This is a genomic window from Psychrilyobacter sp., assembly GCF_049671765.1.
Lineage (GTDB): Bacteria > Fusobacteriota > Fusobacteriia > Fusobacteriales > Fusobacteriaceae > Psychrilyobacter.
This window is the reverse complement of sequence record NZ_JBATVM010000006.1, coordinates 1-12,592: the sequence shown is the minus strand read 5'-3', so window position 1 is coordinate 12,592 and position 12,592 is coordinate 1. Positions and strand designations below refer to the sequence as shown.

12 protein-coding genes and 1 pseudogene are annotated in these 12,592 nt (G+C 31.4%); 10 read left to right on the top strand and 3 right to left on the bottom strand.

Going from position 1 to position 12,592, the window contains the following annotated elements:
* From WBG30_RS00350 to WBG30_RS00335, 4 genes and pseudogenes are all read left to right on the top strand, one after another.
* Positions 1–512 (top strand): NAD(P)/FAD-dependent oxidoreductase (locus tag WBG30_RS00350; protein ID WP_424502655.1); only part of this gene is annotated, 512 nt, incomplete at its 5' end.
* Positions 513–544: 32 nt separating this feature from the next.
* Positions 545–1,213, top strand: coding sequence for a hypothetical protein (locus tag WBG30_RS00345; RefSeq protein WP_424502654.1), 669 nt, complete (start codon positions 545–547; stop codon positions 1,211–1,213).
* A gap of 194 nt (positions 1,214–1,407) precedes the next feature.
* A complete protein-coding gene (locus WBG30_RS00340; RefSeq protein ID WP_424502653.1) occupies positions 1,408–2,061 on the top strand; it encodes a peptidylprolyl isomerase in 654 nt (217 codons plus the stop codon).
* A gap of 23 nt (positions 2,062–2,084) precedes the next feature.
* Positions 2,085–2,861, top strand: a pseudogene (locus WBG30_RS00335) (peptidylprolyl isomerase); the annotation flags it as partial.
* Positions 2,862–3,130: 269 nt separating this feature from the next.
* Here WBG30_RS00335 and pdxT read toward each other — a convergent pair.
* Together pdxT and pdxS are read right to left on the bottom strand one after the other, a co-directional pair.
* A complete protein-coding gene (pdxT, locus tag WBG30_RS00330) occupies positions 3,131–3,715 on the bottom strand; it encodes a pyridoxal 5'-phosphate synthase glutaminase subunit PdxT (RefSeq protein ID WP_424502652.1) in 585 nt (194 codons plus the stop codon).
* 1 nt (position 3,716) lies between these two features.
* Positions 3,717–4,589 carry a pyridoxal 5'-phosphate synthase lyase subunit PdxS gene (pdxS, locus tag WBG30_RS00325; RefSeq protein WP_424502651.1) on the bottom strand — a complete coding sequence of 291 codons (873 nt, stop codon included), beginning with the start codon at positions 4,587–4,589 and terminating at the stop codon, positions 3,717–3,719.
* Between the two features lie 111 nt (positions 4,590–4,700).
* Between pdxS and WBG30_RS00320 the strand changes: the two genes are divergently transcribed.
* The 6 genes from WBG30_RS00320 to WBG30_RS00295 all read left to right on the top strand — a co-directional run bounded on the left by WBG30_RS00320 (position 4,701) and on the right by WBG30_RS00295 (position 12,099).
* Positions 4,701–6,092 (top strand): PLP-dependent aminotransferase family protein, encoded by a 1,392-nt coding sequence (locus WBG30_RS00320; protein WP_424502650.1) that lies wholly within the window; start codon positions 4,701–4,703, stop codon positions 6,090–6,092.
* Positions 6,093–6,240: 148 nt separating this feature from the next.
* Entirely contained in the window at positions 6,241–7,317 is a 1,077-nt protein-coding gene (locus WBG30_RS00315) for a pyridoxal-phosphate-dependent aminotransferase family protein (RefSeq protein ID WP_424502649.1), read from the top strand.
* 82 nt (positions 7,318–7,399) lie between these two features.
* Positions 7,400–10,837, top strand: coding sequence for a pyruvate carboxylase (locus WBG30_RS00310; RefSeq protein WP_424502648.1), 3,438 nt, complete (start codon positions 7,400–7,402; stop codon positions 10,835–10,837).
* Positions 10,838–11,067: 230 nt separating this feature from the next.
* Positions 11,068–11,472: a GNAT family N-acetyltransferase gene (locus WBG30_RS00305; RefSeq protein ID WP_424502647.1), complete on the top strand. Its 405-nt coding sequence runs from the start codon at positions 11,068–11,070 to the stop codon at positions 11,470–11,472.
* A gap of 33 nt (positions 11,473–11,505) precedes the next feature.
* Entirely contained in the window at positions 11,506–11,820 is a 315-nt protein-coding gene (locus WBG30_RS00300; protein ID WP_424502646.1) for a hypothetical protein, read from the top strand.
* Between the two features lie 132 nt (positions 11,821–11,952).
* A complete protein-coding gene (locus WBG30_RS00295; protein WP_424502645.1) occupies positions 11,953–12,099 on the top strand; it encodes a hypothetical protein in 147 nt (48 codons plus the stop codon).
* Positions 12,100–12,239: 140 nt separating this feature from the next.
* Here WBG30_RS00295 and WBG30_RS00290 read toward each other — a convergent pair whose 3' ends face one another.
* Positions 12,240–12,449 (bottom strand): hypothetical protein, encoded by a 210-nt coding sequence (locus tag WBG30_RS00290; RefSeq protein WP_424502644.1) that lies wholly within the window; start codon positions 12,447–12,449, stop codon positions 12,240–12,242.
* Between the last annotated feature and the right edge of the window lie 143 nt (positions 12,450–12,592).

Below are 12,592 nucleotides of genomic sequence, written 5' to 3'. Positions count from 1 at the left end.
AAAATCTAAGTGGTCCAGGAATTTTAGACAACTCCAGATATATGAAAAAAGGAAATAAAGTTTCATTTAATTTTATAAATATGACTGCGGAAGAGTTTAAAGAAGAATTCATCAAATATACCAATGTCCACGGTAAACATTTAACAAAAACTTTTTTAAATACTTATAATTTGCCTGAAAGATTTATTAAAAATATGCTTTTTGAGGCTGAAATATGTGAATGTGTAAAAATATCTACTCTAAATAAAAAAATGAGAGATAATCTTGGGAAACTTCTCACTGAATATTCATACGAAATCACTAAATTAGGCGGTATAGATGTTGGAATGGCAACCAACGGTGGGATAGATTTAAAAGAAATAAATTCTAAAACTATGGAATCTAAATTAATTAAAGGACTTTATTTTGCAGGCGAGATTATAGATATCGACGGTGATACTGGTGGTTACAATATCCAAGCTGCAATTTCAACAGGTATATTAGCTGCAAGGAATATAGCAAAAAGTAAATAGTAGAAAAAACAAAATAGGAGGATAATTTTAATATGAAATTAGAAAAAATTAAAGAATTTAAAAAATTTGCCAGTGAGGTGATCTTAAAAGTTTTGATGAAGATGGATAAAGACTATCAAAACTATCAAAAGTTAGATGATTATGATGGGATGCAAAAAATCAAATTAGAATTCATTCCAAAATATGAAGCTTTATATCTTGAGTTTACCAACGATATATCAGAAAATTTAGATGAACTAGATGACAAAAAAATAGAATCTTTAATGGGTATTGTCAATGACATTATGAAAGTTAACAATATCAATATAGACTATATTTTAGACGAAGTAGAAAAGAGAGAAAAATTAACTGGAAAATCGGGTGCAGAAGCTGTTGAAAAATTATTTAAATACCAAATCAAAGAATTGGAATCAAAGATGGAAAAATTATTAAAACAAGCTGATATAATCTTAGATAGTGAAGGAAAACTAGAAGCAGAACTAAGAGATGCTATCCAAGAAGATGCTCAAATGGAATTCCTAGATCAGTTGGTTATTGTTAGGAGTAAATGGAGTGCCCTAGAAAAGAAAACTATTCAGTGTAAATCAGCATTAGATGGATTAAAGGATTCTCTATTAAAAAAATGGACCTACGATATTTACGGGACTATTTCCCAAGAAGAACTTAAAAAAGTTTTTAGTAGTGAAATGAAAAATAAATAGAGTTTAATTATCTCAAAAATTAAATTCTTAGTCACAAATAACACGAATTCAAAATACTTTATTTTAAAGAAATTAAAAATTCCGTGTTAATATTAATTATATACTTTGTAAGGATAAAATATCAATTGTTAATTGAGTTATCCTAGATATTGCACAAGTCAAATTACTATGTTAAAATGGAGGTATATTTCGATATGAATACAGGAACTAAAATAGCAATAAATGTGATAGTGATCTTAATTATCATATTTTTTGTAATGAAAAGAAAAACAAATAACGGGAAAAAAGCAACTATAATACAAAAGGAGGCAACAATCGTGTCAAATACAAATTTAATTGCAAAGATCAAAACTAATAAGGGTGATATCAACATAACTTTATTTCCAAATGAAACACCATTTACAGTACTTAATTTCGTAAACTTATCTAAAAAAGGGTACTACAATAATTTAAAATTCCATAGAGTTATCGCTGACTTTATGATTCAAGGTGGATGCCCACAAGGTACAGGAATGGGTGGCCCTGGATATAACTTCAAAGACGAATTCGTAAAAGAATTAGTATTTGATAAGCCTGGAATCTTAGCTATGGCTAATTCTGGTCCAAGCACAAATGGTTCTCAATTTTTCATCACTCATACTGAAACTTCTTGGTTAAACCATAAGCATACTATCTTTGGAGAAGTTGTATCTTCTGAAGATCAAGATGTAGTCAATAAAATAGCTCAAAACGATATCATAGAAACAATTGAAATTACTGGAGATGTAGATGCATTTTTAGAAGCGAACAAGGAATTATTAGCTGAATTAAACAAAGAATTAGCCAAAGATTTTCCTAACTTAAAATAATTCTAAAATTTGGGGGTATACACATGAAAAAAATATCACTTATCTCTGCACTCCTTCTACTTCTAGTTTTAGGAGGTTGCTCATCTATTAGAAGAGCTATGAAAGCCGGAGAAGTAGCAAAAATAAATAATATCAAAGCAACAATAGTTACTACTCAAGGAGATATCAACTTCTATCTTTATCCAGAAGCTGCTCCTGTTACAGTAGCAAATTTTATAAACTTAGCTAAAAGAGGTTTTTATGATGATCTAAAATTCCACAGAGTTGTAGATAACTTTATGGCTCAAGGAGGAGATCCTTTAGAAACTGGTTTAGGTGGTCCTGGTTATCAAATTGAAGATGAATTTGTAGAATGGTTAGATTTCTACCAAACAGGTATGCTAGCTATGGCAAATGCAGGTCCTAATACTGGTGGTTCTCAATTTTTCATGACAATGTATGCTGCTGACTGGTTAAATCAAAAACATACAGTATTTGGAGAAGTTATTTCTGATGCAGACTTGGGTGTTATTAGAAAGTTAGAAATAGGAGATAGAATCAGAGAGATCAGATTTGAAGGAGATATAGATTTCTTCTTGGCACTTGAAAAAGATAGAATTGATTTTTGGAATGAGACTTTAGATAGAAATTTTCCAAATTTAAAAAAATATCCAGTAAAAGATATTACTGACCCTATTTTTACCGAAACTTATACTAGCTATAAGGATGAACTAGAAAGAATTCAAGAAAAAAAATTAAAAACAGCTAAACCTTATGATCCAAAATTTATTCCAGCTTGGATAAGATATATAGATAATAAGTATACTGCTGCTAAAAAGAAAGATGCTGTTTCTTTGAGCGAAAGATTAGAGGAGCGTAATGAAGACAATCTTTCAGTTATAGCCACTTCTGTTACTGTCAGTAAATCTGATAACGTAACTGATGTATCTGTAATTACCAGTGATGAAGAAGGTAATGTCACTGAAGCTTCTACAGAAAACAATTCTAAGTCTGAAGATTCAGAGACAAAGTAACAAATTTTATAAAAAGGAAAAGAACTTTCTTAATTGAAAGCTCTTTTCCTTTTTTATTATCTATCTATCATATTTATAAAATATCTATGTATATTCAAATCATCTGTCAATTCGGGATGAAAAGATGTTACCAGTAAATTTCCCTCTCTTGCAGCTACTATCTTTCCTTCTATTTCTCCTAGCACTTCCACACCTTTCCCTACTCTTTCTATATAGGGTGCTCGTATAAAAACCATGGGAATTTTATTCTCTATTCCCTTAAATATACCGTCTATCTTAAAGCTCCCCAATTGTCTCCCATAACCATTTCTTCTTACTGTAATATCCATAAGGGGTAAATGAATAACTTTATCATCGGCTATCTCTTTAGCCAATAAGATCATCCCAGCACAAGTTCCCCAAATAGGAAGCCCTTCTCTACTTTTTTCCATCAAAATTTCTTTCAGATTAAAGTCTATCAGGAGTTTCCCCATTGCAGTACTCTCTCCTCCAGGCAGAATAAGACCATCTATAGAGCTCAAATCTTCAACTTTTCTAATCTCACGCCCTTTATGTCCAAGCAATTTTATAATGTCTATATGTTCCCGAAAAGCCCCCTGAAGTGCTAAAACTCCTATAGATTTCACCTTTATTCTTTCCATCTTAGTATCCTCTATGAGCCATTAATTCTTTCGTATCTATGGAATAAACATTGATTCCTACCATGGCTTCTCCTAGATTGGTAGAAACTTCAGCTAAAATTTTAGGATCATTATAATGAGTTACAGCCTTCACTACGGCAGCAGCTCTTTTTCTCGGATCGCCTGATTTAAATATCCCCGATCCTACAAATACTCCATCACAACCTAATTGCATCATCATGGCTGCATCGGCAGGTGTAGCTATTCCACCAGCAGCAAAATTTACAACTGGAAGTTTACCATTTTCATGGATATATTCCACTAAGTCTATAGGAGCTCCTAATTCTTTGGCCGCATTATAAAGTTCCTCTTTTGAAAGCCCTTGAACTCTATTTATTTCGTTATTCATCATTCTCATATGCCTCACAGCTTCTATAACATCTCCCGTTCCTGGTTCACCTTTAGTCCTTATCATAGATGCACCTTCACTTATTCTTCTAAGAGCTTCTCCAAGATTTTTGGCTCCACAAACAAATGGCACATTGTAATTTGATTTGTTTATATGAAGTGCAGGGTCAGCAGGTGTCAATACCTCACTCTCGTCTATATAATCTACTTCTAACGCTTCTAATATCTGTGCTTCTACAAAATGACCAATTCTTACCTTTGCCATCACTGGTATAGATACAGCAGATTGAATTTTTTTGATCATCTCAGGATCTGAAGCTCTAGCTACTCCTCCGTCCTTTCTGATATCTGCCGGAACTCTCTCAAGAGCCATTACAGCACAAGCACCTGCCTGCTCAGCTATTATTGCTTCTTCGGCATTGGTTACATCCATTATAACTCCACCTTTTAACATCTGTGCCAAATTTTTATTTAATTCATATCTCATATTTCTCCCCCTTTATAATGTTTTTTCTTTGACACTATCATACGCTTCATATATAATATATTCAATCATAACTATAAAAATTGTATCGATACAATTAAAGAGGGGGATAAAATGAATTTAGATAATCAACAGACACTATATCTTCAAATATATGAAAAAATTAAACATGATATTATCGAAAATAAATATGTTGAACATGAAAAACTTCCGTCTATCCGAAATTTGGCTAAAAAATTAGGAGTTAACAATATAACTGTAGTAAAAGCCTACGACACCCTAGAAAAAGACCGATATGTTTATAAAAAAAGGGGGAGTGGGATCTATGTAAATAACCTCAATATTAAAAAAAATATTTTAGAGGAAGAGATCCTTATGGAGACTTTTAAATATGGAAAATTAGATGTAGAAGGAGAGATCAACTTTGCAAATAGTAATCCCAACGGAAATTATTTCCCCATTACAAAATTTAAAAATTCTATAAACTTTGTGATCGATAGAGATCAGGAAAAAATATTTGCATACGAAGATCCAAAAGGCTATGTGGGATTACGTACCATTATTTCGAAGCACTTAGAAGATATAAAAATAATAACAAATCCTGAAGATATTCAAATAATTTCTGGAGCCCAACAGGGAATTGATCTCATAACCAAATCTTTAATTAATTTTGGGGACAAGATAATAGTTGAAAACCCTAGTTATTCTGGAGCTATTACATCATTTAAAAGAGGAGGTGCCAAGGTTTTAGATGTTCCATTGTTAAAAGATGGCATAGATCTAAAAATCTTGAAAAATATAGTAGCTAAAGAAAAAATATCATATCTATATCTTATGACAAATTTTCATAACCCCACTGGGATCTCTTACTCTGAAAAAAAGAAATTAAAAATTTTGGAATTGGCTGAAAAATATAATTTTTATATAGTTGAAGATGATTCTAGTTCTGATCTTTACTACAAGGACAAACCTTTTTCTCTAAAATCTTTGGATAGAAATCAAAGAGTAATATATATTAAAAGTTATTCTAGAATATTTATGCCAGGTCTTAGATTAGGATTTTTAATAGCCCCTAAGGATAAATTAAAATATATCTCTTTTACCAAATATCATACAGATATCTCTACCCCTGGTTTAATACAGAGAGCTTTTGAACATTATTTAAGCTCTGATTCTTGGGAAATTCACACTAGAAATTTGAGAACTATATACAAGAAAAAATTCGAAATAGCCTATGACCTATTAAAGAAAATTGAGCATCTTAGATTATTTGCAATCCCTCAAGGGGGCTTATATTTTTGGGTGAAACTGGAGAAAATTAGTAGTGAAGCTCTTTTTTTGAGGGCACTCCAAAAAAAAGTAGGTATATTACCTGGGTCTATATTTAAATTGAATGAAAAGAGTGATGGATGGGTTAGACTCTGCTTTGCCGATGTAGAGATAGAAGAAATAAAAAAAGGACTAAAAATTTTAAAAGAATCCATAGATGAACTCTATAATTTATAACCACTTTATAAACTATATATTTTTCATCTGAATACTACACTATTTAGATATTTTTATTATCATTTTTTTTTAGTATAATAAGGATAAATTTAAATTGAACTATAAGTGAACACCATTTACTATATATTTTATCTTGGAGGAGATCATATTGAAAAAACTTTTAATGACACCAGGACCTACCAATGTTCCTGAAGAAATCAGAAAAAAAATGGCTGAAGATGTCATCCATCACAGGATGGCAGATTATAAAAAATTATTTAGCGATGTTAGTGAAAATCTAAAACATTTTTTCAAAACCAAACAAGAAGTCCTTACATTGACCTGTTCTGGTACTGGAGTTATGGAAGCTGCAGTTGTAAATTTATTTTCTAAAAAAGAGAAAGTGCTGGTAATTAATACAGGAAATTTTGGACAGCGGTTTGTAGAGATTGCAACTACCTATGACCTTGATGTTGTTGAACTAAAATACAATTGGGGCTCTACCTACGATCTAGAGGATGTCAAAAAAGTAATTCTTAATAATCCAGATTTAAAAGGAATACTTATGACTCACAGTGAAACTTCTACTGGAGTTTTAAACGACATACAAAGTGTCGGTGATCTTACAAAAGATACAAATATTCTTTTAGTTGTAGATTCTATCAGTGGTATGGTTGTAAACCCTTTAGAATTTGATCTTTGGTCCCTTGATTGTGTTATTGCTGGAAGTCAAAAAGGATTTTTACTTCCTCCAGGTCTAGCATTTGTTGCCTTGAGTGAAAAAGCAAAAAAAGCTATAGAAAGATCAAACTTACCTAAATTTTATTTTGACCTAAAAAAATACATTAAATTTTTAAAAGAAAAACAACAAAACCCTTATACACCAGCTATTACCCTAGTGGTAGGACTTAAGTGTGCATGTGATCTTCTTTTAGAGGAAGGTTTAGATTCTATCCAATTAAAACATACAAAACTTCGAAAATATCTGGGAGAAGAACTTATAAAACTAGGATTTGAATATTTTGTAAAAGATGAAAAGGCTAGAGGCAATACCTTGGTTGCAGTAACCCATAAAAAAATTGAAAATATGGATGATTTTAGAGGAATAATCGATAAAAATGGAATCAGTATTGCAGGTGGTCAAGGAAATTACACTGGAAAACTCCTTCGAATAGGGTGTCTTGGGAAAATAACAAAAATAGACATAGATAGAACTATAGATGAAATTAAAAAAGTTTTGGTATAAATATTATTTTAAGACAGATGAATATCATATACATTACATCTATAATCTATAAAGATTTTTTTCATTGTCGTAGGAGGTTCAAATGAGTAGAAGATTTAAAAGGGTCTTAATTGCAAACCGTGGTGAAATTGCAATAAGAGTTATAAGAGCATGTAAAGAACTGGGAATAAGAACTGTGGCTATCTATTCTGAAGAAGATAAAACATCTCTTTTTAGAACGAAAGCAGACGAATCTTATCAAATAGGTAAAGGTAAAGGACCTATCGAAGCATACCTTGATATAGATGAAATAATTAAACTTGCTCTAAAAAAAGGAGTAGACGCAATCCATCCTGGATATGGATTTCTTTCTGAAAATCCTGAATTTGCAAGAAAATGTACTGAAGCAGGAATAGAATTTATAGGTCCCACTGCTGAGATGATGGAAAATTTAGGAAATAAAATACAGTCAAAAATAGTTTCTGCAAGAGCTGGGGTTCCTACTATTCCTGGTGTAGATAGATCTGTAGGTTCTGAAGACGAAGCCATAGAATTTGCAAATATCTGTGGATACCCTATAATGCTAAAAGCAGCTGCTGGTGGTGGCGGACGTGGAATGCGTATAGTAAGAGAAGAATCAGAACTTATTTCTTCTTACAGAAGTGCCAAAAGTGAATCTAGAAAAGCTTTTGGTATAGATGATATGTTTATAGAAAAATACGTTGAGCAACCTAAACATATTGAAGTTCAAATCCTTGGGGATAAGCATGGAAATATATTCCATCTCTATGAAAGAGATTGTTCTATACAAAGACGACACCAAAAAGTTATTGAAATAACCCCTGCACTTACCTTAGCAAAAGGAAAAAGGGAAGAAATATGTAATGATGCACTAAAAATAGCAAAAGAAGTCGGTTATGTAAACGCTGGTACTTTGGAATTTTTAGTAGATAAACATGGAAACCATTATTTTATCGAGATGAATCCTAGAATCCAAGTTGAGCATACAATTACTGAAATGGTTACTGGTATTGACTTAGTTCAAAGCCAAATACTTATTGCTGAAGGATATGCATTAACTTCAGAAGAGATAGGAATTCCTTGTCAAGATGCTATCCAAACTAGAGGATACTCTATCCAATGTAGGGTAACCACTGAAGACCCTGTAAATAATTTTGCACCCGACACAGGTAAAATAGATATTTATAGAACTGGTTCTGGAATAGGTATCCGTCTTGACGGTGGAAATGGTTATGCTGGTGCTGTTATCAGTCCTTATTACGATAGTTTACTTGTAAAAGTAATATCTCATGGGAATTCATTTAAAGATGCAATAAGAAAAGCTCTTCGTTCTATAAAAGAGACTAAAATTACCGGAGTTAAAACAAATATTGCTTTCTTAGTAAATGTATTAAATCATCCTAATTTTGAAAGAGGTGACTTCACTACAGCATTTATCCCTGAACATCCTAAACTTTTTGATATCTCTGTAAAAAGAGATAACGAAGGAAATTTCCTTAAATTTATAGCTGAAAAAGTTGTAAACGAAACTCGTGGTATTAAAACAGAATTTGACGTACCGTACATCCCTAACGCTCCTAGACCTGAAAAACTTTCTGGTACAAAACAAATTCTGGAAGAAAAAGGTCCAGAAGGTGTAGTTAAATGGATTAGAAGTCAAAAGAAATTACTTCTTACAGACACAACAATGAGAGATGCCCATCAATCGTTAATGGCTACCCGTGTAAGAACAACTGATATGCTAAAAATAGCTAGGGATACATCTATACTTGGGAAAGATCTTTTCTCTCTAGGAATGTGGGGAGGAGCCACTTTTGATGTTTCATATAGATTCTTAAAAGAATCTCCTTGGGAAAGATTAAAAGAAATAAGAAAAAGAGTTCCAAATGTACTTCTCCAAATGCTTATTAGAGGCTCTAATGCTGTAGGATATAAAAATTATCCTGATAATGTAATTGAAGAATTCATTAAAGAAGCTTCTGATAGTGGTATCGATCTTTTCAGAATATTTGATTCTTTAAACTGGATTAAAGGTATGGAAGTCCCTGTGAAAGAAGTTATCAAAAACGGAAAAATTGCTGAAGTATGTATCTGCTATACAGGAGATATTCTAGATAAAACAAAAACTAAATACACCCTTGACTATTATATAAAAAAAGCAAAAGAAATAGAGGCCATGGGAGCACATATTCTTGGAATTAAAGATATGTCAGCTCTATTGAAACCATATGCAGCAGAAAAGCTTATAAAAGCACTTAAAGAAAACATATCCATCCCTATACATTTACATACACATGACACTACAGGAAATGGTGTAGCAACTGTTCTAATGGCAGCTGAAGCAGGGGTAGACATAATAGACACTGCTTTTGATGCTATGTCTGGACTTACAAGTCAACCTTCTCTAAACTCTGTAGTTGCGGCTCTTGAAAACACCGAAAGGGATACACAAATAAATCTTGATGATGTTCAACAACTTTCTAATTATTGGAATGTTGTAAGACCCGTATATGCTCAATTTGAATCTGGATTAAAATCTGGTTCTACAGAAATCTATAAATACGAGATCCCTGGAGGGCAATATTCAAACCTAAAACCTCAAATCGAGAGTTTTGGCCTTGGACACAGGTTCGACGAGATCAAAAAAATGTTTAAGAAAGTTAATATTCTTTTAGGAGATATAGTAAAAGTAACTCCATCATCAAAAATGGTAAGCGATCTTGCTATATTCATGATTCAAAGTAATCTAACTCCTGAAAATATTATTGAAAAAGGAAGAGATCTTGCTTTCCCTGATTCAGTATTTACTTATTTTAAAGGTATGATGGGACAGCCAGAAGGTGGATTCCCTAAAGATCTTCAAAAAATAGTTCTTAAAGGTGAAGAACCTATAACATGCAGACCTGGTGAGTTATTACCTTCTGAGGATTTTGATGAAATTAAAGAATATCTAAAAACAAAACACAAAATAGAGCCAACTATGCAAGATGCACTGAGCTATGCTTTATATCCATCTGTATTTGAAGACTATTTGAAATACATAAAAGAATATGGTGATTTCAGCAAACTAGGAAGTGATATATATTTCCATGGTCTTGCAGAGGGAGAAACGTGTGAAATTAAGCTTAAAGAGGGAAAAATAATGGTTACAACACTCCTCCAAATATCTAAACTTGATAATGAAGGTTATAGAACTGTAACATTTGAAGTAAATGGTAACAGAAGAGAGACAAGGATAAAAGACAAAACTCAATCGAGCTCTTCTGTATCAACTGAAATTGTAAAAATGGCAGATCTTGATAATGAATTACAAATAGGTGCTAATATCCCTGGAGCTATCATAGAAATACTTGTTAATAAAGGGGACAAAGTAGATATAAATCAAAAATTAGTTGTTATAGAAGCTATGAAGATGGAGACAACTATCACTGCAAAAACAGGTGGAATTATAGAAGATATTTTCGTAGAAGTGGGAAAAATAGTAGAATCAGGTGAACTTCTTCTCCAACTTTCTAAATAAAGAAATCCACTCTATAAAAACTCTTCTTATCTTAAATAAAAATGACGCAGAATTTAATCTGCGTCATATTTTTTTTGCTACGAATGAAGTTTTTCTTAAAAATGTCTGGTGGTGTGCTTAGTAAGACTCCCCAACATTTTTCTTTGTGAACTCAGTGGAAAGAATTAGATTTTAACCTCTTTTTTTATGGTATAATACAAACAAAAGAAAAATTCAAAGGGAGGTCTCATATGACTATAAAAGAAGTTCCTATTGAAAAAATTTTAACTATCAGAAGAGAAGTTATGTGGCCAGATAAAGATATTAATTTTGTGAAAGTTAAAGGTGATGATAAAGCTATTCATCTTGGGGTATATAAAAACGATAAAGTGGTTTCTATCATTTCACTTTATATAACAAAAAATAGCTTGCAATTTAGAAAATTTGCTACATTAAAAAATGAACAAAAAAAAGGCTACGGAACCCTTCTTTTAAAAGAGGTTTTTAAATTATCTGCAAAAAAAAATATAAATTATATATGGTGTAATGCAAGAAAAAATAAAACTTCTTTCTATGAAAAATTTGAAATGATTTCTACAGGAAAAGAATTTTTTAAGTCAGAGAAAAGTTATATTATAATGGGGAAAAAGATTTAAAAATAATATTAAAAAACTACTAGGGGGAACAAAATGAACAGAAAAATTATGATTATGTTTTTAATTGTATTAATTAGTTTGACAAGTTTTTGTAAATGGATAGAAACTACTGGCGAAATAACAGGTGTGGAACAAATAGAGGAAGGGTATTATGGCTATTCAGTTACGTATGACATAGATAAAATCCATGCATTTTATAATTTTGAAGGAGAACTTATTGAAGGTCCTATTACATCTATGATTTTTACAGATTCACCTCCCATTGATAATCAAAAAATTAAATTAAAATATGACTCCGAAGAGCCTGCTTTTTTTGAATTTATTGATGATATTAAATGGCAGAATTAATATTTCACTTTTTTATTAAAGAGTAAAAAATTATTACTTCTACCATCACCACTACTAAAGAAGACAGGAGACAAGGTAGGAGATGCAATTGAGGGTGTAGGAGGAGAAAAGGCTAGAGATGTAACATATAAAGTGTTAATAGATTTTGCTGAAGGGCTTAAAAGCTCTAAACATGATGGAAATCTAAATTTAACATCTAATGATCAGATAGATAATAAGCTAGATGAATATAAGGTGTCGCTGGGTTTGGAGGGTTCAAAATTAAAGGAAAAGGATTAGAATTTAAAATAGATCCCTGGAATCATAAAACTAAATTATTTCAGTTTAAAGTTTTTAGGAGAGCTAGGTCTATAAGGGAATTGTTTTGGAGATATAAAGAGTAGATTAAAAGGGATACTATTAATATCCCTTTTAATCTATTATTTATTATATTTATTTTTAAACTTTTCTAGTACTGATATGTCAAATTTTCCTATTCCTTCTAGCGATGGTAAATCAATATTCTTAAACTTTTCCAGTGCTAATGTATCAAATTTCCCTATCCCTTCTAGCGGTGGTAAATCAATATTCTTAAATTTTTCCGCTAATGTATCAAATTTTTCTCTTTTATCTGAATCAACTAAATTCAAGGAATTTTCATTTTCTTCTTTATAGCTTTCTTCTTCAAATTCAATGTTTGAAGAATTATATTTAATTAACCCTTGCCGTACAACAGAAACGTTATATACTTTTTCATTTTTTAATTTAACTTATAATTTTTCCTTGTAATCAT

What these genes read in the sequence shown, in the direction of transcription:
- WBG30_RS00345 (WP_424502654.1), top strand. Translation starts at nt 545, where the DNA reads ATGAAATTAGAAAAAATTAAAGAATTTAAAAAATTTGCCAGTGAGGTG.
- WBG30_RS00340 (WP_424502653.1), top strand. Translation starts at nt 1,408, where the DNA reads ATGAATACAGGAACTAAAATAGCAATAAATGTGATAGTGATCTTAATT.
- pdxT (WP_424502652.1), bottom strand. Translation starts at nt 3,715, where the DNA reads ATGGAAAGAATAAAGGTGAAATCTATAGGAGTTTTAGCACTTCAGGGG.
- pdxS (WP_424502651.1), bottom strand. Translation starts at nt 4,589, where the DNA reads ATGAGATATGAATTAAATAAAAATTTGGCACAGATGTTAAAAGGTGGA.
- WBG30_RS00320 (WP_424502650.1), top strand. Translation starts at nt 4,701, where the DNA reads ATGAATTTAGATAATCAACAGACACTATATCTTCAAATATATGAAAAA.
- WBG30_RS00310 (WP_424502648.1), top strand. Translation starts at nt 7,400, where the DNA reads ATGAGTAGAAGATTTAAAAGGGTCTTAATTGCAAACCGTGGTGAAATT.
- WBG30_RS00305 (WP_424502647.1), top strand. Translation starts at nt 11,068, where the DNA reads ATGACTATAAAAGAAGTTCCTATTGAAAAAATTTTAACTATCAGAAGA.
- WBG30_RS00300 (WP_424502646.1), top strand. Translation starts at nt 11,506, where the DNA reads ATGAACAGAAAAATTATGATTATGTTTTTAATTGTATTAATTAGTTTG.